Consider the following 19842-nt stretch of genomic DNA (forward strand, 5'->3'; position numbering starts at 1 on the left):
CCAGCCGCCGGCGCCGGTCAGAACGACGTGACGCCGTACAGCGGCCGCTCGGGCCGGAGCATCGCGCGCAGCGTCTGCACGGCGCCGGCCCGGCGCTCCCGCACGAGCCCCGCGGCGGCGAGCGTCACCGGGTCGACGCCGCCGAGCCACAGCGAGCCGAGAGTCGCGACGTCGACCTCGAGGTCTGCGCGACGCACCGCGGCGCGCTCGACAGTGCCGGCGCCTCCTGCGCTCGTCAGCCGCCAGGTGCCCGCGGCGTGGCCGAGGTCGTCCGAGACGGCGACGGTGACGACGCCGTCGGCGGCCCACGGCCGTGCCGAGAAGGCGGCGGGCACGTCGAGCAGGCGCAACCAGACGTGGTCCTGCTCGTGCGTCGTGGTGAGGGCCCGTGCGTCCTCCAGCGCGTGGACGAGCGGGTCGTCGAGCGGCGCGGCCGCCCACGTGATCGACGTCACGAGGTCGATCGCGAGCAGCAGCTCCCACAGCGCGAGGTACGCCTCGTCGGTCGCCGTCACGAGGTCGGCGACCTCGAGCACGGTCTCGGTCGGCTTCCCGGTCACGCGGTAGACGACGTACCCGTCGACCCGACCCGAGGAGGCGCGGTGCACGGCCCCCCGCAGGCTGCGGTCGGGCTTCTGGTCGTCGCCCGTCGCGAGCCCGAGCCGCCGGTCCCAGCTGCCGACGGGCCGGTCGATCGAGCCGGGCGTGCGGGCGTGGAACCGCGCGAAGACCTCGCGGGCGACGGGCTCGAGGCGGGCGGTCGGGACGAGCTCGACGGTGCCCGTCGTCGACGAGAGCAGTCGGACGGGGCGACGCCGGTCGATCGTCACGGTGCGCTCGCGGGTCGCAGTGCCGAAGCCGAACCGGCGGTAGATGCTCGCCTCGCTCGCGGTGAGCGCCGCGACGGCCAGGCCCGCATCGGCGGCGCGGGCGAGGTCGTCGGTCATCATGCGCCGCAGGATGCCTCGGCGGCGGTGGGTGGGCTGTACCGTCACGCCCGAGATGAGGTGCGCGGGCAGCAGCGTGCCCCCGCCGACGTGCAGGGTGCGCTCGAACGACTCGAACGTGGCGACGGGCCACTGCTCGTCGTCGAGGGTGCCGGGCCGCGGCTCGCGGGGCCAGGCGCCCGTCAGCACGCGGGCGTCGGCGACCGTGCGTCGGGCATCGCCGGCCGCGCCCTCCGGGGTGTCGATGCTCTCGTGGAACCCCAGGCGGCAGGCGGCGAACCAGGCGGCGGTGGCGTCGTCGTCGATCGCGGCGGGGAAGGTGCGGAGCTCGTAGGCGTCGTCGAAGGAGGTCACCCGACCAGGCTAGGGCGCGGGCCGCCCGCCGTGCAGTGCCGGGTCAGTCGATCGCGCGCTGCACCGTCTTGACCGGCAGCATCAGCACCAGGCCGGCGAGCAGCACGAGCGCGATGCCGATGATCCCGAACCGGGTGTCGCCCGTCAGCCCGACGAACAGCGTGAAGAGCCCCGGCGCCAGGAAGCTCACCGCGCGCCCGGTCGTCGCGTAGAGGCCGAAGATCTCGCCCTCGCGCCCGGGAGGCGTCACCCGCGCCAGGAACGACCGGCTGGCCGACTGGATCGGCCCGACGAACAGGGCGAGCGCGAGCCCGAACACCCAGAACAGGTTCGTGGCCGTGCCGATCGCGAGCACCGCGAACGCGGCGACGACGAGCCCCGCCAGCGCTCCGACGATGATCGTCTTGGCGCCGACCTTGTCGTCGAGCCAGCCGCCGACGAATGTGCCGATGCCGGCGACGAGGTTCGCGCCGACCGCGAAGTAGATCACCATGCTCGGCGTGAAGCCGAACACCTGGGCCGCGATGATCGCGCCGAACGTGAACACGGCCGCGAGCCCGTCGCGGAACACCGCGCTCGCCAGCAGGAACAGCAGCACCTGGCGGTTGGTGCGCCAGAGCTTCGCGATGGTCGAGCCGAGGAGGCGGTACGAGCCCACGATCCCGACCCGAGGCCGTCCCGGCGCGGCGGGCAGCTCGGGCACGCTGAGCAGCACCGGCACCGCGAAGACGGCGAACCACACGGCGGAGACGACGATCGACAGGCGGACGTCCCACGAGCCGCCGTCGGCGCCCGTCGCGACGCCGAACAAGCCGCCGCGCCCCTCGACGCCGAAGCTCTGCAGGAAGGCGACCAGGAGGAGCAGGAGCAGGACGATGCCCCCGACGTAGCCGAGTCCCCAGCCGAAGCCGGACACCTTGCCGATCGTCTTCGGCGTCGAGACCTGCACGAGCATCGCGTTGTAGTTGACGCTGGCGAACTCGAAGAAGAGGTTGCCGACGGCGAGCAGCGCGGCGCCGAAGACGAGGTAGCCCGGCGCCGGGGCCACGAACACCATCGCCAGCATGGCGAGGACGACGAGTCCGGTGTTGACGGCGAGCCAGAGCTTGCGACGGCCCGAACCGTCGCTGCGCTGCCCGAGCACCGGCGCGAGCAGCGCGATCAGCACGCCGGCGATCGTCAGCGCGGTCGAGATGACGGTGGCGCTCGCGGCCAGCGCCTCGGTCTCGCCCGCCGCCGCGACGATCTCCGGGTCGACGAAGGCGCCGCTCGCGAGGTAGGTGCTGAACACGAACGAGGTGACGACGGCGTTGAACGCGGCGGAGCCCCAGTCCCACAGCGCCCACGAGACGACCCGGCGGCGGGGGATCGGGGTGGCGTCGGCGAGCGTCTGCGCTGCGGTCATGGGGGTCAACCTAGTCGGCGCCGGTGTCGCGGAGGAGGCGCTGCCTCCCTCTGGGGGCACGGCGGGGGCACGGTGCCGGGCAGGCGCCGGTCCCGCCGACCCTCACCGCGCCTCCTTGAGTCGTTCTGGCTCAACTTTCAGGTTCAGAACTTGACTCGTCCGACGCCGCGAGTAAAGTTGATGCCAGCGGACTCAAGGTCCGCGGCAGTCTTCCCGGTCCGCCGGGCCCTCGCCCGGTCAGCCGGGCACCCCCAGACAGCACCGCACCAGAACGAAGGAGCGCCACCCATGGCACGTGCAGTAGGAATCGACCTCGGAACCACCAACTCGGTCGTCAGCGTCCTCGAGGGCGGCGAGCCCACCGTCATCGCGAACGCCGAGGGCCTCCGCACGACCCCCTCGGTCGTCGCCTTCACGAAGGACGGCGAGGTGCTGGTCGGCGAGACCGCCAAGCGCCAGGCCGTCACCAACGTCGACCGCACCATCGCGAGCGTCAAGCGCCACGTCGGCACCGACTGGAAGGTCGAGATCGACGACAAGAAGTACACCCCGCAAGAGATCAGCGCGCGCATCCTCGGCAAGCTGAAGCGCGACGCCGAGCAGTACCTCGGCGAGGATGTGACCGACGCCGTCGTCACCGTGCCCGCGTACTTCAACGACTCCGAGCGCCAGGCCACGAAGGAGGCCGGCGAGATCGCGGGCCTCAACGTGCTCCGCATCATCAACGAGCCCACCGCGGCGGCCCTCGCCTACGGCCTCGACAAGGGCAAGGAGGACGAGCTCATCCTCGTCTTCGACCTCGGCGGCGGCACGTTCGACGTGTCCCTCCTCGAGGTGGGCAAGGACGACGACTTCTCGACGATCCAGGTCCGCAGCACCTCGGGCGACAACCGCCTCGGCGGCGACGACTGGGACAACCGCATCGTCGAGCACCTCATCAAGAAGTTCAAGGACGCCCACGGCGTCGACCTGTCGACCGACAAGATCGCGAAGCAGCGCCTGAAGGAGGCGGCCGAGCAGGCCAAGAAGGAGCTCTCGTCGAGCACCTCCACCTCCATCCAGCTGCCCTACCTGACGCTCACCGCCGACGGCCCGCTCAACCTCGACGAGACCATCTCGCGCTCGCAGTTCGAGCAGTGGACCAGCGACCTGCTCGACCGCACCAAGAAGCCCTTCAATGACGTGATCAAGGAGGCGGGCGTCAAGGTCTCCGACATCGCGCACGTCGTGCTCGTCGGCGGCTCCACCCGCATGCCCGCCGTCACCGAGGTCGTCAAGTCGCTGACCGGCGGCCAGGAGCCCAACAAGGGCGTCAACCCGGACGAGGTCGTCGCCGTCGGCGCCGCGCTGCAGGCCGGCGTGCTGAAGGGCGAGCGCAAGGACGTCCTGCTCATCGACGTCACCCCCCTGAGCCTCGGCATCGAGACCAAGGGCGGCGCGATGACCAAGCTCATCGAGCGCAACACGGCCATCCCGACCAAGCGCAGCGAGACCTTCACGACGGCCGACGACAACCAGCCGTCCGTCGCCATCCAGGTCTTCCAGGGCGAGCGCGAGTTCACCCGCGACAACAAGAACCTCGGCACCTTCGAGCTGACCGGCATCGCGCCGGCCCCCCGTGGCGTCCCGCAGGTCGAGGTCACCTTCGACATCGACGCCAACGGCATCGTGCACGTGTCCGCGAAGGACAAGGGCACCGGCAAGGAGCAGTCGATGGTCATCTCGGGCGGCTCGTCGCTCTCGAAGGACGACATCGAGCGCATGGTCCGCGAGGCGGAGGAGAACGCTGCAGAGGACAAGGCGCGTCGCGAGGCCAACGAGACCCGCAACAACGCCGAGCAGCTCGTCTACTCGATCGAGAAGCTGATCAAGGAGAACGACGACAAGCTGCCCGACGACGTCAAGTCCGAGGTCCAGGCCGACGTCGACGCGCTCAAGACCGCGCTCGCCGGCGACGACGACTCCGCGATCAAGCCCGCCTTCGACAAGCTCAACGAGAGCCAGTCGAAGCTCGGCCAGGCCATCTACTCGCAGAGCCAGGGCGAGGAGGCCGGCGCCGCGGGCGCGGCCGGTGCCGACGGTGCTTCCGCCGACGGCCAGGCCCAGGGCGACGACGAGGACATCGTCGACGCCGAGGTCGTGGACGACGACGACAACGACAAGAAGTAGGACGGTCTCCCCATGGCAGACGAGAACGGCAACACGCCTGACGAGCCGGTGGTGAACGACAAGCGCCGCATCGACCCCGAGACGGGCGAGGTGCGTCCCGAGCCGGCCGCCCCCTCCGAGGACGGCGGCACCGCCGCGGTCACCGACCCCGACGAGCTGATCGAGGCCGAGGCCCCCGACGTCGAGGTGCCCGCGGGCGCCGAGGCGCCGGAGGGCGCGGCCGAGGCGGCCGCCGAGATGGCGGCCGAGGGCGAGGCCGAGGGCGCAGAGCCTCTCAGCGCCGACGACGAGGCCATCCTCGACGCGGCCAGCCGCGACCTCGTCGCGGACATGCGCCAGGACATGCTCCGGGCGCAGGCTGAGCTGGTGAACTTCCGGAGGCGCGTCGAGCGCGACCGCGAGGCGAACCGCGAGGCCGTGGTCGCCGAGGTCGTGCGCTCGCTCCTCCCCGCGCTCGACGACCTGGCCCGTGCCGAGAAGCACGGCGACCTGGCCGAGGGCCCGATGGTCATCGTGGCGCAGAAGATCCGCGGCGGGCTCGACAAGTTCGGGCTCGTGCAGGTCGGCGAGAAGGGCGAGGTCTTCGACCCCACCATGCACGACGCCCTGGTCCAGCTGCCGAGCGCCGACGTCACGGTGAACACCGTGGCCGACGTGATCGAGCCGGGCTACAAGATCGGCGACCGGGTCATCCGGGCCGCGAAGGTCGCGGTGCACACGCCGCAGTAGCGGCATCCGCGACGCGAGTCGCGACGGGCGGTGGGCTCCTCGAGAAGGGGCCCGCCGCCTCCCCCATTCCCCGGCGGTCGCTCCCGAGCGACGGCACAGAGACAAGAGAGGAGGTGCCGGATGGCCAGCCAGGACTGGTTCGACAAGGACTTCTACGCCGTTCTCGGTGTCTCCAAGGACGTCACGGCGGCAGAGCTCAAGAAGGTCTACCGCAAGCTCGCCCGCAAGTACCACCCCGACTCCAACCCCGGCGACGCGGCCGCGGAGGCGAAGTTCAAGGAGGTGAGCGAGGCCAACTCGGTGCTCTCCGACCCCGAGCAGCGCCGCGAGTACGACCAGATCCGGGCCATGGGCTCGGGCGCGCGCTTCACCGCAGGCAGCGGTGGCCCCGGCGGCGGCGGGGGCGGCTTCGAGGACGTCTTCGGCGGCATGTTCGGCGGCGGGCAGCCCGGCGGCGCTCGCCCGCAGTACCGCCAGCAGGGCGGCGGCGGCTTCGACGACATCTTCGGCGGCATGTTCGGCGGCGGCGGCTTCGGCCAGACGAGCGGCGGCTTCCGCGGCTACGGCGGTCCGCAGAAGGGCCGCGACATGACGGCCACGACGACGCTCGACTTCCAGACGGCCGTCGTCGGCGAGACGATCTCGCTGCAGGGCGCGAACGGCCGTCCGATGAAGGTCCGCATCCCGGCGGGCGTGCACGACGGCCAGAAGATCCGGCTGCGCGGCAAGGGCGAGCCCAGCCCCGACGGCGGCGAGGGCGGCGACATGGTCCTCACCATCGCCGTGCGCAAACACCCGGTGTTCGAGCTCGACGGCCAGAACCTGCGGCTCGACGTGCCGGTGACGTTCGCCGAGGCCGCGCTCGGCGCGACCATCGAGGTCCCGACGCTGGGCGGCGACCCCGTGCGGCTGCGGGTCGCGCCCGGCACCCCGTCCGGCCGCGTGCTGCGCGTCAAGGGACGCGGCGTCGTCACCAAGTCGGGCACCGGTGACCTGCTCGCCACCGTCCAGGTGGCCGTGCCGTCGCACCTCAGCGACAAGGCGAAGGAGGCGGTCGAGGCGCTGGCCGCGGCCCTCCCGGCCGAGAACCCCCGCGACGACCTCATCGTCAGGGCCCGCGCGCAGGCGTGACGACCATGGACGAGAACTCGCCGCTCTTCGCCATCGCGACCGCCGCCGAGCTCGCGGGCATGCACGCCCAGACGCTGCGGCAGTACGACCGGCTCGGCCTCGTCGTCCCGCAGCGGACGGCGGGCAAGTCGCGTCGCTACTCGATGCGCGACGTCGTCCAGCTGCGCGAGATCGGCCGGCTGGGCGGCGAGGGAGTGTCACTCGAGGGCATCAAGCGGATCCTCGAGCTCGAGAACCAGGTCACGTCGCTGCAGTCGCGCGTGCGCGAGCTGGAGCGGGCCCTGGCCGACGAGCTGGTCAACCGGCCCGGCGCGCGGGTCTTCGCGGCCGGCGAGAGCGGCGTCGTGCCGCTGCGGCAGGGCATGCGCCCCCGGCGGCAGACGGCCGTGGTGGTCTGGCGACCCGAGCGCTGACGCGGGTCCGACGGCCGCCGCTCGCTGCGGGCCCGCCGTCGTCGTGGACGGTGCACCCCGGAGTGGACGATGCACCCCGTCGTTCGGGGGTGCACCGTCCACTCCGGGGTGTCTCGCCCCGCGTGCCCGGTAGCCTCGTGGCGTGATCGACTTCGACCAGCTCCGCCGGTGGCCCGACGTCGAGGCCCCCGACCTGGTCGCGCACGACGCGACCGACCGCCTCCTGCTCGACGAGGCCGCGTCGCGGCTGTCCGCAGGGTCCGAGGTCGTCGTGGTCGGCGACCGGTACGGAGCCCTGACCCTGGGCGCGGTCGCAGGAGGCGCCTCCTCGGTCCGCGTGCACCAGGACTCGCTCTCGGGCGAGCGCGCCCTCGCGGCCAACGCGGCCAGGCTCGCCTTGCCGCTCGACTCCGTCGTGCAGCACGACCTCGACCCCGCGCTCGTCGTCGGGGCGCGGTTCGTGCTCGTGCAGCTGCCCCGCTCGCTCGACGCGCTCGACGAGGTCGCGGCCCTCGTGGCGGCCCACGCCGCCCCGGACGTGGTCGTGCTCGCGGGGGGCCGCCTCAAGCACATGACCCGCGCCATGAACGAGGTGCTCGGCCGCCACTTCGGCCAGGTGTCCGCGGGGCTGGCCCGGCAGAAGTCGAGGCTGTTGACGGCCTCGGTGCCGCGTCCGGGCGGCTCGGCGCCGTGGCCGCGGTCGCAGCGGCACGCCGACCTCGGCCTGACCGTGGTCGCCCACGGCGCCGCGTTCGCCGGGACGGGGGTCGACATCGGCACCCGGCAGCTGCTCGCCCTCGTCGACCGGATGCCCGAGGCCGCGTCGGTCGTCGACCTGGGCTGCGGCACCGGGCTGCTCGCGGCGGCCTACGCGCGCCGGGCACCGGGAGCGCGGGTCGTCGCGACCGACCAGTCGGCCGCGGCGGTCGCCTCCGCCCGGGCGACGATCGCCGCCGCCGGCCTGGCCGACCAGGTGGAGGTGCGGCGCGCGGACGCGGGCGACTCGCTGCCCGAGGGCGGCGACGACCTGGTGCTGCTCAACCCGCCGTTCCACGTCGGCGCAGCGGTGCACACCGCCATCGCGCAGAAGCTGTTCGACGCCGCGGCGCGGCTGCTCCACCCCGGGGGCGAGCTCTGGACGGTCTACAACTCGTCGCTGTCGTACCGCGGCGCCCTCGAGCGCACGGTGGGGACGACGCGGCAGGTCTCGCGGTCGCCGAAGTTCACGGTGACCGCGAGCACGCGGCGCTGACGACCTGACGATCGACGGCCTGGCGGCGGGACGGCCTGGGGCGGCTCAGGCCGTCCTGCCGCGTCAGGCGGGCTCGTCGAGGCGCAGCGATGCGTCGAGGTAGGCGAGGAGCGCCAGGGCGTAGGCCGTCTCGGCGTCGTCCGCCACGTGGTGCTCGTGCTCGTCTGCCGTCGACCGCGGGCGGAGCAGCACCGTCCAGCCGAGGTGCTCGTCGTCCTCGGTCTCGTGGGTCAGCGAGACGAACGCCGGGCCGAGCAGCGTCCGCAGCTGGTCCTCGCGCGGCAGCCAGAGCGCCGCGTCGGCCGAGACCGAGTCGAGCGCCCACTCGGTCGTGCCGTTGAAGCCGAGCTCGGTGCCGGTCGGGTAGTGGTGCGCCTCGATGGTCATGTCGCTCAGCGTGAAGACGTCGGGCGCCTCGTCGGCGTCGGCGAGGTGCTCGACGACGAAGCGGTCCCCGGACGCGGGGCGCCAGCGGAGCCCGGCGGAGCGGAGGCGGCGGGCGAGGTCGACGGTGATCATCGGCTCATCCTGCCTCAGCGGGCTGTGACGGTGTTGCCCGTGCCGTCGGTGTTGACCACGGGGTCGGAGTCGCTGCCGTGCACGACCTCGTTGTCGACGCCCTCGACGTCGACCTGCGCGACCGTCTCGACCTCGACGTGGTTGCCGGAGCCCATGACGACGACGACCCGGGCCGGGCCGCTGTGCAGCGTCCCGTCCACGCCCGCGACGACGACCGTGTCGCAGCCGCCGGGCAGCGACTTCTCGCTCGGGTCGTCGTCGTGGAAGGTCATCCAGGCGAAGCCGTCGACGCAGGCGTCCGTGGTGGCGTCGGAGACGAACGGTGCGGCTGTCCGGTCGCCCGTGGAGGTCGGAGGGGTTGTCGACGCGGCGGCGGTGGTGCTCGACGACGTCGGGGGCTCGACCGCTGCGCAGCCGGCGAGGACGGCGAGGGCCGCCGCCACGGCCGCCGACGACACGAGGGCGGCCGGGCGGAAGGCGGGGTGGATGCGTCCCACGGCGTCGCCCGCTGCCTAGGCCGCCGGGGCGACGGTGTTGCGCTCGCCCGCGTCCTCGACCGTGGGGGCGGCGCCGCCGTGGGTGACCACGTCGTCGTCGCCGGCCAGGCGGACCGTGGTGACCTGGTCGACGGACACGGTGACGCCGGTGCCCTCGACGACGAGCGTGCCCACGGTGCCGAGCTCGACCGTGCCTCCCGAGCCGACGACCGAGACGAGGTCGCAGTCGGAGTCGACCACGGCGACGGGGGAGTCTGCCTCGATCGTGGCCTCGGCCTCAGGGCCGGAGTCGGTCTCGAGCGCGGCGTCCGGGCCGGTGCCGGTGTCCACGAGCATGAAGCCGTCGGTGCAGGTGCCGGTCTCGGCGGCGGCCGCCCGGGGCGTGTCGGTGGGCGAGGGCGCGGCGTCGTCGGGGCCGGTCGTGGCGGTGCAGCCGGCGAGCACCGCCAGGCCGGTGACGGCGAGGGCGAGGGTCGCTGCTGCGGGGCGGCGCCGTGCCGCGCGGGCGGTCATCGGCCGGTCACCGTGTTGCCGGTGGTGCCGGCGTCGTTGACGACGGGCGCGTCACCAGTGTGGCTGAGCGTGTTGCCGTCGCCGGCGAAGTCGATCGTGCCGACGGCGTCGGCGGTGACGGTGATGCCCGTGCCCTCGACGACGACGTGCTCGACGTCGGCGAGCGTGACGGTGCCGTCGCTGCCGATCACGTTCACGCTGTCGCAGGCCTCGGTGAAGACGACGTCGGTGGTCTCGTCGTCGAGCACGACGGAGGCATTGCCGTCGACGCAGGTCTCGGTGACGAAGGGGCTGGTGGTCGACTCGGCGAGCGGGGTGCTCGAGCCTGTCGCGTCGGGGGTGCCGTCGGTGCTGGCTGCGTTCGTGCAGCCGGCGACGCCGGTGAGCAGGACGGCGCCGAGCAGGGCGGAGAGGGTGGCGGTGCGGAGGCGGGGCGCGTGCATGGTGGAGCCTTTCGGGGTCTGGGGCGGCGCGGTGGGGGCCGGGCCCGGGGAGGCATGTCGTCTCCCCGGGCCCGGCTGTGGTGCAGGTGGTGCGGTGGTGCTGCTGGCGCTAGTTGCCGCTGTGGTTCCAGGCGAAGCCGGTGATGGAGTCGCTCTGGCCGTTGCGGGCCTTCTGGTCGATGTTCAGGACGTAGTCGTGGGTGGGGCCCCAGACTCGGGTGAACGACCAGTGGCCGTCGGCGTCGGCCTCGACCGTGCGGTAGGTCGTGTCGCTCTTGGCGGAGCGGATCGAGACCGTGGCGAACGGCGTCGCGGTGCCCTCGAAGCGGGCGGCCACGCCGGTGTCGTAGGTGTCGCCGACCGCGGGGCTGGTGAGGACGAGCGGCGCGAAGACGGGTGCCTTGACGTTGACCGTGGTGGTGCTGGTGGTCTTGTCGGGGTTCGTCTGCGTGACCTGGACGGCGTAGTCGTTCGAGGGGCCCCAGTTGCGCTCGGGCAGCGCCCAGGTGCCGTCGGGCTTCACGGTCGCGCGGCCCATGGGCACGTTCCAGCCGTTGGTGGCGTTGACGGCCTCGACGGTGGCGCCGGGGGTGCCGGTGCCGGTGAGGACGTTCAGGCCGGGACGGTACGTGGCGCCGTCGGTGATGCTGGTGACGTCGACGGGCACGTTGACGACCGCGGTGGCGAGGTGCAGGGCGGTGCGCTGGGTGTCGGTGCCCTTGGCGGCGACGAACGCGATGTCGTACCCGGCGCTCGTCGGGCCGAGGTAGCGGTCGAAGGCCCAGGTGCCGGCGAGGCCGGCCGTGGCGCGGCCCATGGGGGTGGACCACTGGTTCGTGGCCGTGACGACGGTGCCGGGCATCGCGGTGCCGGTGAAGGTGGTGGTGCCCACGGTGTAGGTGCTGTCGTTCACGGGGCTGGTGACCTCGAAGCCGAGGGCTCCCGCGTAGTTCAGCTTGAGAGACACCGTCTGGGGGTCGCCGACCGGGGGCGTGGCGGTGAAGGTGAGGTCGTAGCCGGCAGCGGTGGGGCCGAGGATGCGGTTGAACGACCAGGTGCCGTCGGTCGCCGTCGCCGTGCCCATCGGGGTGCCCCACTGGTTCGTGGCGCGGATCGTCGAGCCGACCGGGGCGGTGCCGCGGAAGGTGGTCATGCCCTCGGCGTAGGTCTGGCCGTCGACGTGGCTCGTGACGGCGAGGGGCAGCTCGGCCGCGACCCGGGTCAGGGTGTGGGTGAGGGTGCTGACCTCGCCGCCCGCGTCCTGGGTGACGGTGAGGTCGCTGACGCCCATGCCGAGGCCGCGCGTCGGGGTGATCGTCCAGTCGCCGTCGACGACGGTGGTGGTGCCGATCGCGGTCGCGCCGTAGCCGATGGTGACGCTGGCACCGTCCTGGCCGTGGCCGGTGAAGACGGGGCGGCTGGTGGTGACGGTCGAGCCGCTCTCGGGGGTCTCGACGGTCAGGGGCTTGAAGGTCTCGGCCTCGGGGTTGATCGTGATCGTCGAGGTGGTGACGTTGCCGCCCTTGCCGGTCTGGGTGACCTCGAGGACGTGCTTGCGGGCGTCGAGGTCGGAGGTGGCGAGGTTCCAGGTGCCGTTGACGAGCACGTCCCCGCTGCCGATGACCGTGGCGTGGCCCTGCTCGCGGACCAGGAGCTGTGCGCGGGGCTCGCCGGTGCCGCGCATGGCGAGGGGCCCGCCGTCGTGGGCGGCGTCGGGGACGGGGCGGGTGACCTCGACCGCGGCACCGTAGGCGATGCTCTGGCTGATGTCGCCGTTGCGTTCGTGGTCGATCAGCTGGTGGATGGTCACGGGGTAGGCGCCGCCGAGGTTCGGGGCGGTGACCTCGAGGCTCCAGGTGCCGTCGATCGGGGAGGCGGGGGCCCGGTCGATCTCGGTGCCGGTGGCGTCCTCGACCACGACGGTGGCGCCGGGGTGGGCGCTGCCGGAGAGGACGGCCTTCTTCGTCACGTCGGGGTCGAACGTCACGGTCGCGTCCACGGGATCCACGGCCAGGTCGATCTCGACCCTCGCATCGTCGGTCTTCGTACCGTCTTCGTACTGCTCAAGGATCGTCGTGTTCATGCCGAGTGTCAGCCCGGATACGGTCGCGGACCAGTTGCCGTCGCCGTCGACGTCGGCCGGCTGGTCGTCGTTGATGATGACCGTCGAGCCCGGCACGGCCGTGCCGGAGATCTGCGCCGTGCGTGCGGCGAGATCGACCGAGACGACGTCCGCGTAGAACAATTCCCGCGCGGCGGCGAACCGGACCTTCGCCGGCGTCCCTGTCGAGTTGAGGTACAGGCGACCATCGGCGTCCGGGGTCTCTTGCGTCAGCTTCTTGTCCGTTCCGGCTACCTGCATTGAACCGTCCCGCGGAAATTCCCATTTCTGTCCAGCGTCGTTCGCATTGCACCTCAACTGGTAGAGGGTGCTGAAGCCGCCGTACAGACATAGTCCCGGGAACTTGTCCATCGTGATCACCTTGTTGATCGGGTCGTAAGTGTAAGTCGCACCGACCGCTCGGGCATCGGCTTCAGCCAGCGCTACCGTGTCGTACACCTTTGAGGAGTTCCCGTAGGCATTGGGGGCTTGGGTGCCTACCGCGCCGGCCTTGCCGCCGGCCAGTGTCATGGAGATCGTGCTCGACGCCGCGAGTCGCGTCGCCGTGGACGAGGGGTCCGGGGCAGCGGCGGACGCCGCCGCGGGGCCGAAGCTGAGGCCGGTGAGGATCGTGGCTGCTGCCAAGCCGATCGCTCCCGCCCTGGTGAGGGTCTTCTTCATGTGTGCGTGGTTCCTTCGAACGATGTCGGGCCCGAAATGGGTATGCGAAATATTAGACACACGAGGGCGGTGTCTACAACCTGACGAGTGCTATGCCTTGCGCATCGACGCGGGCAGCGTAAAGTTGAGCCAGATCAACTCAAGTTCGAGAAAGGCACACCCGTGGCGAACATGCAGGGCGCTCCCGCCTCCACCGAGAAGCAGAAGAGCGCGCTCGAGAAGTACGGCGTCGACCTCACGGCGATCGCCCGCAGCGGCAAGCTCGACCCGGTGATCGGGCGCGACGCCGAGATCCGGCGCATCAGCCAGGTGCTCACCCGCCGCACCAAGAACAACCCCGTGCTGATCGGCGAGCCCGGCGTCGGCAAGACGGCCGTCGTCGAGGGCCTCGCCCAGCGCATCGTCGAGGGCGACGTCGCCGACTCCCTCAAGGAGAAGCGGCTGATCAGCCTCGACCTCGCCGCCCTCGTCGCCGGCGCGAAGTACCGCGGCGAGTTCGAGGAACGCCTCAAGGACGTCCTCAAGGAGATCACCCAGAGCGACGGCCAGGTCATCACCTTCATCGACGAGCTGCACACCCTCATGGGCGCAGGCGGCGGCGAGGGCTCGGTCGCCGCCTCCAACATGCTCAAGCCGATGCTCGCCCGCGGCGAGCTGCGGCTGATCGGCGCGACGACGCTCGACGAGTACCGCCAGTACATCGAGAAGGACGCCGCCCTCGAGCGCCGGTTCCAGCAGGTCTATGTCGGAGAGCCGACCGTGGAGGACACGGTCGCGATCCTCCGGGGCCTCAAGGAGAGGTACGAGGCTCATCACGGCGTCACCATCACCGACGGCGCCCTCGTGGCTGCCGCCTCCTTGTCGAACCGGTACATCCCGAGCCGCCAGCTGCCCGACAAGGCCATCGACCTGGTCGACGAGGCAGGCTCGCGCCTCAAGATGGAGATCGACTCGTCGCCGGTCGAGCTCGACCAGCTCTACCGCGGCCTCGTCCGCCTGCAGATCGAAGAGCTCGCGCTCAAGAAGGAGAAGGACGACGCGTCGCTCGCGCGGCTCGCGACCCTCCGCGAGACGATCGCCCAGCAGCAGGCCGCGTTCGACGACCTCAACGCGCGCTGGCAGGCCGAGAAGGCGGCGCTGCAGGGCGTCGGCACCCTCCGCAGCGACCTCAACGAGGCGCGCATCGACGCCGACCGTGCCCTCCGCGAGGGCCGCTACGAGGACGCGGCGCGCATCAGCTACGAGCGCATCCCCGACATCGAGAAGCGGCTCGCCGATGCCGAGTCGTTCGAGCAGAGCGACGAGCGCCTCGTCAGCGACAGCGTGACCGACTCCGACATCGCCGAGGTCGTCGCCGCCTGGACGGGCATCCCCGTCGGCCGGCTGCTCAGCGGCGAGACCGAGAAGCTGCTGCACCTCGAGAGCGAGCTCGGGAGGCGCCTCATCGGCCAGCGGGCCGCGGTCCAGGCCGTCAGCGAGGCCGTCCGCCGCACCCGCGCGGGCATCAGCGACCCCGACCGCCCGACCGGCTCGTTCCTGTTCCTCGGCCCGACCGGCGTCGGCAAGACCGAGCTCGCGAAGGCGCTCGCCGACTTCCTGTTCGACGACGAGAAGGCCCTCGTCCGCATCGACATGAGCGAGTACGGCGAGAAGCACAGCGTGTCCCGGCTCGTGGGCGCGCCTCCCGGCTACGTCGGCTACGAGGCCGGCGGCCAGCTCACGGAGGCGGTGCGCCGCCGCCCGTACAGCGTCGTGCTGATGGACGAGGTCGAGAAGGCCCACCCCGAGGTGTTCGACATCCTGCTGCAGGTGCTCGACGACGGCCGCCTGACCGACGGCCAGGGCCGCACGGTCGACTTCCGCAACACGATCCTCGTGCTCACGTCGAACCTCGGCTCGCAGGTCATCACCGACCCCGGCCTCAGCGACCCCGAGAAGGAGGAGCTGGTGCAGGGCATGGTCCGCCAGGCCTTCAAGCCCGAGTTCGTCAACCGGCTCGACGACATCGTCGTGTTCTCGACGCTCTCGACCGACGACCTCGGCCAGATCGTCTCGCTCTACGTCGACCGGCTCGGCCGCCGCCTCACCGACCGGCGGCTGTCGCTCGCGGTGACCCCCGACGCGCGAGCCTGGCTCGCCGAGCGCGGCTACGACCCGATCTACGGCGCCCGGCCGCTGCGCCGGCTCATGCAGCGCCAGATCGACGACCAGCTCGCGATGGCGCTGCTCGGCGGCTCGATCGCCGACGGCGACACGGTGCTCGTCGACGTGGCTCCCGACGGGGAGTCGTTGAGCGTGGTGCAGCAGGTCGTGGGGGAGCCCTCGGCCGAGGTGCTCGACGACCTCGACTGAGCGGGTGCGCGCTCGAGCCGCGCGCGCGGGAGCAGGGCCAGCGCAGGAGGCGTCAGCCGGCTCGGACGGACCGCACGGCAGACTGGGGCGCATGAGCACCTGGGTCAAGATCTGCGGACTGTCCACTCCCGAGACCGTCGACGCCGCCGTCGCCGCAGGCGCCGACGCGGTCGGCTTCGTCTTCGCGCCCGGCAGCCCGCGCACGGTCGACGCCGACACGGCCCGTGCCCTGGTGGCCCGGGTGCCGGAGGGCGTCGAGACCGTCGGCGTGTTCCGCGGCCAGGAGGTGGGGGCGGTGCTCGAGCTGGCCCGCGCCTCCGGTGTCTCGACCGTCCAGCTGCACGGCGACGAGGCCCCGGCCGACGTCGCGGCCGTGCAGGCGGCGGGGTTCCGCGTGATCCGCGCGGTCAGCGCGTCGCGCTACGCGAACGAGACCGAGGAGGAGCGGGTCGCGTTCGGCGAGGACGCCCTGCTGCTCGACGCGGTCGAGCCCGGTGCCGGTGCCGTGTTCGACGCGGCGCCCCTGCTCGCCGCCCCGCCCGCGCGCCCCTGGCTGCTCGCCGGCGGGCTCACCCCCGCCACCGTCGCCGAGCTGCTGGGGTCACTGCGCCCCGTCGGCACCGTCGGGGTCGACGTCAGCTCGGGCGTCGAGTCCTCGCGCGGCGTCAAGGACGCCCGGCTCATCGCCGACTTCGTCGCCGCGGCCCGCACCCCCTGACCCCTTTGCTCAGCCGAGCAGGGCCCGCAGGTCGGCGACGAGGCGGTCGACGTGCTCCTCGGTCGTGTCGAACGAGCACATCAGGCGCACCTCGCCGGTCGCGCGGTCCCAGTCGTAGAAGTGGTGCACCGCCCGCAGCGGCTCGACGGCCTCGATCGGCAGCACGACGAACACCGCGTTGGCCTCGACCGCCTGGGTGATCGTCACCCCGGGCAGCGAGGCGAGCGCCGCCGCGAGCCGGGTCGCCATCGCGTTGGCACGGGTCGCCGAGCGCAGCCACAGGTCGTCCTCGAACATCGCGAGGAACTGCGCCGACGTGAAGCGCATCTTCGAGGCCAGCTGCGCGTCCATCTTGCGGAGGAAGACCAGGCCGGCCCGCGTCTCCTCGGAGAAGGTCACGACCGACTCGCCGAGGACGAGCCCGTTCTTCGTGCCGCCGAGCGAGACCGAGTCGACGCCGGCGTCGCGCGTGAGCGCCCGCAGCGGGACGCCGAGCGACGCGGCCGCGTTGGCGAGCCGGGCGCCGTCGAGGTGCACGGTCATCCCGTGCGCGTGCGAGCGGTCGGTGATCGCCCGGAGCTCGTCGGGCGTGTAGACCGTGCCGAGCTCGGTGCTCTGCGTGATCGTGACCGCGAGCGGCTGCGGGCGCTGCTGGTCGCCCCAGCCGTAGGCCTGACGGTCGATCAGCGCGGGGGTGAGCTTGCCGTCGGGCGTCGGGACGGTGAGCAGCTTGATGCCGCCGAGGCGCTCGGGCGCCCCGCCCTCGTCGGTGTAGACGTGGGCCGTGGTCGCGCAGATCACCGCGCCCCAGCGGGGCACGAGCGCCTGCAGGGCGGCCACGTTGGCACCGGTGCCGGTGAGGACCGGGTCGAGGGAGGTGCCCTCGCCGAAGACCTCGGCCACCACCTCGCCGAGACGACGCGTGTAGGGGTCGGCGCCGTAGGAGGCGACATGGCCGCCGTTGGCCTCGATCATCGCCTGGAGCACCTCGGGGTGCGCGCCAGCGTAGTTGTCGGAGGCGAACGTGTGGGCAGCGGGATCGTGGAGGCGCGTCACGCGTCCATCTTGCCGTGTGCCGCCCGGTCACCGTCCGCCGCTCGATCACCGTCTGCCGCCCGGTGGCCGTCTGCCCCCCCGGTGGCCGTGCGCCCCCCGGTGGCCGTGCGCTGCTCCATGTTGCGACCTCTGCAAGAAAAGCTTGTGATATTCGAGATATACACATAGTGTGACGGTGAGCACAGTCGCCCAGCCCCGGCAGTGCTCCCGAGCCTGCCTCACCCGAGAGGTCCGCCATGTTCTTCCTGCACGCTCCCAAGCTCGTCCTCACCGGCTCGTCGTCCTCGCTCCGCGAGACCGGCGACCGAGCGGCCGCCCTCGGCGCCGAGGTCGTCGTCGTCGTCGACTCGTCGACGGTCGCCGCCCCCGATGCCGCCGCACCGTGCGTCGCCGAGCTCGACGGGTTCGACGTCGCCGTCGTCGCGGTACCCGACCCGGCCTCGGCCGACGCCGACCTCCGCGGCGCCGCTGCCCGGCTCGCCCCCGCCCTGCGGCACGGCGCCCTCGTCATCGTCCAGGGCACCGCGTGCGTCGAGCCCGAGGGGCGGCGCCTCGCGGACGACCTCGCCGAGCGGTCCGGCCTCGAGATCGGCCGTCAGTTCGACGTCGTCGGCCTCGACGGCGACCACGTGACGTGGTCCACGGGCGACGAGGGCGCGCAGACCGCGCGGCACCTCATGTCCCGTCTCGGCTGACGCGTCGCCCGCTGTCGGCCGCCTGCACCAGGATGGTCCCATGGGCGGAGTGCTGATCGGGTTCGGGATCATCGGGGTGATCATCGCCGCCGGCTGGCTGGTCGGACGCATCGACCTGCTCGGCCCGACCGGTCACCAGGTGCTCTCGCGCCTCGTCTTCTTCGTCCTCACGCCCTGCCTGCTCTTCTCCACGATCTCGCGGGCCGACGTGCACGTGCTGTTCTCGGACCTGCTCGTGGTCTCGGCCCTCGCCTCCCTCGCCGCCGCCGTGATCTCGGTGGTGCTGCTGAGGTTCGTCCTGCGTCGCTCGGCGGCGGAGACCACCATGGGCACGATGGGCGGCGCCTACGTCAACGCGAACAACATCGGCCTCCCGGTCGCGACCTACGTGCTCGGCAGCGCGACCTTCGTGGCCCCCGTGCTGCTCTACCAGCTGCTCGTCATCACGCCGATCGTGCTGACGGTGATGGACACGGTCACGAACCGCGGCAGCAGCCTCGGGCGAGCGATCGCGCGCCCGCTGCTCAACCCCCTGTTGATCGGCTCGGCGCTCGGGGTGCTCGTCGCCGTGCTCGAGATCGAGATCCCCGACCCCGTCATGCAGCCGCTGCTGCTCGTCGGCGGCGCGGCCGTTCCCGTCGTCCTGATCTCGTTCGGGATGTCGCTCTCGGGCTCGAAGCCGCTGCAGGCGCGCGAGGGCCGGGCCGACATCGCGATCGCGACGGCGCTCAAGCTCGTCGTCATGCCCGTCGTCGCCTGGGTGCTCGGCGCCTTCGTCTTCGACCTCGGGCACGACCAGCTCTTCGTCGCCGTCGTCCTGGCCGGCCTGCCGAGCGCGCAGAACGTCTTCAACTACGCCCAGCGCTACCAGGCCGGGGTCGTGGTCGCCCGCGACACCGTGCTCGTGACGACCATCGGGTCGGTGCCGCTGCTGGTGCTGGTCGCGGCACTGCTCAAGTAGGAGGCGCCTCCTCGGCAGGCAGGCCGCCTCAGAAGATCATCGGGCGGTCGTCGTCGAGCTCGGTGTCGAGCTCGAGGTCGACCACGACGGGGACGTGGTCGCTCGGGGCGTCGCCCTTGCGCTCGTCGCGGTGGATCGACGCGTCGGTGACGAGGTCGGCGAACGGCTGCGACCCCATGATGAAGTCGATCCGCATGCCCTCGTTCTTCGGGAACCGGAGCTGCTTGTAGTCCCAGTAGGTGTAGCCCTCGGGCAGGCGCGGGCGCACGACGTCCGTCAGGCCGACGCGCTCGAACGCGGCGAAGGCGTCGCGCTCGGGCTGGCTGACGTGGGTGTGGCCCTCGAAGACCGAGACGTCCCACACGTCGGTGTCGAGCGGGGCGACGTTCCAGTCGCCCATCAGCGCGAGCGGCTGGTCGGGCCGCTCGGCGATCCAGGCCTCCGTCTCGGCGGCGAGGGCGGCGAGCCAGTCGAGCTTGTAGTCGTAGTGCGGGTCGCCCAGTTCACGGCCGTTCGGCACGTAGAGCGACCAGAGGCGGACGCCCTCGACCGTGACGCCGATCGCGCGCGCCTCCTTGGGCTGGTCGGGCCCCTCCTGCCCCTTGGCGAAGCCGGGCTGGGTCGGGAACGTGATCGTGACGTCGTCCATCGGCAGGCGGCTCGCGAAGGCGACGCCGTTCCACTGGCTGAGGCCGTGCAGCTCGACCTCGTAGCCCGCCTCGCGGAACGCGTCGAACGGGAACTGCTCGGGCTTGCACTTGATCTCCTGCAGGCCCACGACGTCGACGTCCTCCCGGACCAGCCAGTCGACCACTCGCCCGACTCGGGCACGGACGGAGTTGACGTTCCAGGTCGCGACGCGCATGCCGCCCACGCTACCGGCAGGAGGCGCACCCGGCCTGGGCG

18 protein-coding genes are annotated in these 19842 nt (G+C 72.2%); 9 read left to right on the forward strand and 9 right to left on the reverse strand.

Annotated elements, in window-relative coordinates; translation table 11 throughout:
• Positions 1–17: 17 nt before the first annotated feature.
• Positions 18–1301, reverse strand: coding sequence for a GNAT family N-acetyltransferase (locus EDF18_RS14475; RefSeq protein WP_123548522.1), 1284 nt, complete (start codon positions 1299–1301; stop codon positions 18–20).
• 43 nt (positions 1302–1344) lie between these two features.
• Complete coding sequence (locus EDF18_RS14480) at positions 1345–2706, reverse strand: MFS transporter (RefSeq protein WP_123548523.1); 1362 nt, start codon at positions 2704–2706, stop codon at positions 1345–1347.
• Between the two features lie 288 nt (positions 2707–2994).
• Between EDF18_RS14480 and dnaK the strand changes: the two genes are divergently transcribed.
• The 5 genes from dnaK (at position 2995) to EDF18_RS14505 (ending at position 8400) form a co-directional block, all read left to right on the forward strand.
• Positions 2995–4875, forward strand: coding sequence for a molecular chaperone DnaK (gene dnaK, locus EDF18_RS14485; RefSeq protein ID WP_123548524.1), 1881 nt, complete (start codon positions 2995–2997; stop codon positions 4873–4875).
• A 12-nt stretch (positions 4876–4887) separates the two neighbouring features.
• Positions 4888–5604, forward strand: coding sequence for a nucleotide exchange factor GrpE (locus EDF18_RS14490; RefSeq protein WP_123548525.1), 717 nt, complete (start codon positions 4888–4890; stop codon positions 5602–5604).
• A 120-nt stretch (positions 5605–5724) separates the two neighbouring features.
• Positions 5725–6735, forward strand: coding sequence for a DnaJ C-terminal domain-containing protein (locus EDF18_RS14495; RefSeq protein WP_123548526.1), 1011 nt, complete (start codon positions 5725–5727; stop codon positions 6733–6735).
• Between the two features lie 5 nt (positions 6736–6740).
• Entirely contained in the window at positions 6741–7148 is a 408-nt protein-coding gene (locus EDF18_RS14500; protein WP_123548604.1) for a heat shock protein transcriptional repressor HspR, read from the forward strand.
• A 142-nt stretch (positions 7149–7290) separates the two neighbouring features.
• Complete coding sequence (locus EDF18_RS14505) at positions 7291–8400, forward strand: class I SAM-dependent methyltransferase (protein ID WP_123548527.1); 1110 nt, start codon at positions 7291–7293, stop codon at positions 8398–8400.
• A gap of 63 nt (positions 8401–8463) precedes the next feature.
• Here EDF18_RS14505 and EDF18_RS14510 read toward each other — a convergent pair whose 3' ends face one another.
• From EDF18_RS14510 to EDF18_RS14530, 5 genes are all read right to left on the reverse strand, one after another.
• Positions 8464–8919, reverse strand: coding sequence for a pilus assembly protein CpaE (locus EDF18_RS14510; protein ID WP_123548528.1), 456 nt, complete (start codon positions 8917–8919; stop codon positions 8464–8466).
• 14 nt (positions 8920–8933) lie between these two features.
• The gene (locus tag EDF18_RS14515) at positions 8934–9416 is read right to left on the reverse strand and encodes a DUF3060 domain-containing protein (RefSeq protein ID WP_123548529.1); all 483 of its coding nucleotides are present in this window, start codon (positions 9414–9416) and stop codon (positions 8934–8936) included.
• A gap of 15 nt (positions 9417–9431) precedes the next feature.
• On the reverse strand, positions 9432–9929 hold the full coding sequence (locus tag EDF18_RS14520; RefSeq protein ID WP_123548530.1) for a DUF3060 domain-containing protein: 498 nt from the start codon (positions 9927–9929) through the stop codon (positions 9432–9434).
• On the reverse strand, positions 9926–10372 hold the full coding sequence (locus EDF18_RS14525) for a DUF3060 domain-containing protein (protein ID WP_123548531.1): 447 nt from the start codon (positions 10370–10372) through the stop codon (positions 9926–9928). Before EDF18_RS14525 ends, EDF18_RS14520 begins: the two co-directional genes overlap by 4 nt.
• A gap of 109 nt (positions 10373–10481) precedes the next feature.
• On the reverse strand, positions 10482–13154 hold the full coding sequence (locus tag EDF18_RS14530; RefSeq protein WP_148050107.1) for a hypothetical protein: 2673 nt from the start codon (positions 13152–13154) through the stop codon (positions 10482–10484).
• A 162-nt stretch (positions 13155–13316) separates the two neighbouring features.
• Between EDF18_RS14530 and EDF18_RS14535 the strand changes: the two genes are divergently transcribed.
• On the forward strand, positions 13317–15506 hold the full coding sequence (locus EDF18_RS14535) for an ATP-dependent Clp protease ATP-binding subunit (RefSeq protein WP_279586176.1): 2190 nt from the start codon (positions 13317–13319) through the stop codon (positions 15504–15506).
• Between the two features lie 91 nt (positions 15507–15597).
• Positions 15598–16224 (forward strand): phosphoribosylanthranilate isomerase, encoded by a 627-nt coding sequence (locus EDF18_RS14540; protein ID WP_123548533.1) that lies wholly within the window; start codon positions 15598–15600, stop codon positions 16222–16224.
• Positions 16225–16233: 9 nt separating this feature from the next.
• Here EDF18_RS14540 and EDF18_RS14545 read toward each other — a convergent pair whose 3' ends face one another.
• Positions 16234–17280 (reverse strand): low specificity L-threonine aldolase, encoded by a 1047-nt coding sequence (locus tag EDF18_RS14545; RefSeq protein WP_123548534.1) that lies wholly within the window; start codon positions 17278–17280, stop codon positions 16234–16236.
• 236 nt (positions 17281–17516) lie between these two features.
• On the opposite strand from EDF18_RS14545, the gene EDF18_RS14550 reads away from it, so the two are divergent.
• The gene (locus EDF18_RS14550; protein ID WP_123548535.1) at positions 17517–17975 is read left to right on the forward strand and encodes a hypothetical protein; all 459 of its coding nucleotides are present in this window, start codon (positions 17517–17519) and stop codon (positions 17973–17975) included.
• Positions 17976–18015: 40 nt separating this feature from the next.
• Complete coding sequence (locus tag EDF18_RS14555; protein ID WP_123548536.1) at positions 18016–18936, forward strand: AEC family transporter; 921 nt, start codon at positions 18016–18018, stop codon at positions 18934–18936.
• A 28-nt stretch (positions 18937–18964) separates the two neighbouring features.
• Here EDF18_RS14555 and EDF18_RS14560 read toward each other — a convergent pair whose 3' ends face one another.
• Positions 18965–19801 (reverse strand): exodeoxyribonuclease III, encoded by an 837-nt coding sequence (locus EDF18_RS14560; protein ID WP_123548606.1) that lies wholly within the window; start codon positions 19799–19801, stop codon positions 18965–18967.
• Between the last annotated feature and the right edge of the window lie 41 nt (positions 19802–19842).

This window comes from Frigoribacterium sp. PhB107 (assembly GCF_003751515.1).
GTDB lineage: Bacteria > Actinomycetota > Actinomycetes > Actinomycetales > Microbacteriaceae > Frigoribacterium.

Bases quoted from the DNA above. Each gene is read 5' to 3' on its own strand.
- EDF18_RS14490 (WP_123548525.1), top strand. From the start codon at position 4,888: ATGGCAGACGAGAACGGCAACACGCCTGACGAGCCGGTGGTGAACGAC.
- EDF18_RS14510 (WP_123548528.1), bottom strand. From the start codon at position 8,919: ATGATCACCGTCGACCTCGCCCGCCGCCTCCGCTCCGCCGGGCTCCGC.
- EDF18_RS14555 (WP_123548536.1), top strand. From the start codon at position 18,016: ATGGGCGGAGTGCTGATCGGGTTCGGGATCATCGGGGTGATCATCGCC.
- EDF18_RS14495 (WP_123548526.1), top strand. From the start codon at position 5,725: ATGGCCAGCCAGGACTGGTTCGACAAGGACTTCTACGCCGTTCTCGGT.
- EDF18_RS14540 (WP_123548533.1), top strand. From the start codon at position 15,598: ATGAGCACCTGGGTCAAGATCTGCGGACTGTCCACTCCCGAGACCGTC.
- dnaK (WP_123548524.1), top strand. From the start codon at position 2,995: ATGGCACGTGCAGTAGGAATCGACCTCGGAACCACCAACTCGGTCGTC.
- EDF18_RS14560 (WP_123548606.1), bottom strand. From the start codon at position 19,801: ATGCGCGTCGCGACCTGGAACGTCAACTCCGTCCGTGCCCGAGTCGGG.
- EDF18_RS14520 (WP_123548530.1), bottom strand. From the start codon at position 9,929: ATGACCGCCCGCGCGGCACGGCGCCGCCCCGCAGCAGCGACCCTCGCC.
- EDF18_RS14530 (WP_148050107.1), bottom strand. From the start codon at position 13,154: ATGAAGAAGACCCTCACCAGGGCGGGAGCGATCGGCTTGGCAGCAGCC.
- EDF18_RS14525 (WP_123548531.1), bottom strand. From the start codon at position 10,372: ATGCACGCGCCCCGCCTCCGCACCGCCACCCTCTCCGCCCTGCTCGGC.
- EDF18_RS14550 (WP_123548535.1), top strand. From the start codon at position 17,517: ATGTTCTTCCTGCACGCTCCCAAGCTCGTCCTCACCGGCTCGTCGTCC.
- EDF18_RS14500 (WP_123548604.1), top strand. From the start codon at position 6,741: ATGGACGAGAACTCGCCGCTCTTCGCCATCGCGACCGCCGCCGAGCTC.
- EDF18_RS14480 (WP_123548523.1), bottom strand. From the start codon at position 2,706: ATGACCGCAGCGCAGACGCTCGCCGACGCCACCCCGATCCCCCGCCGC.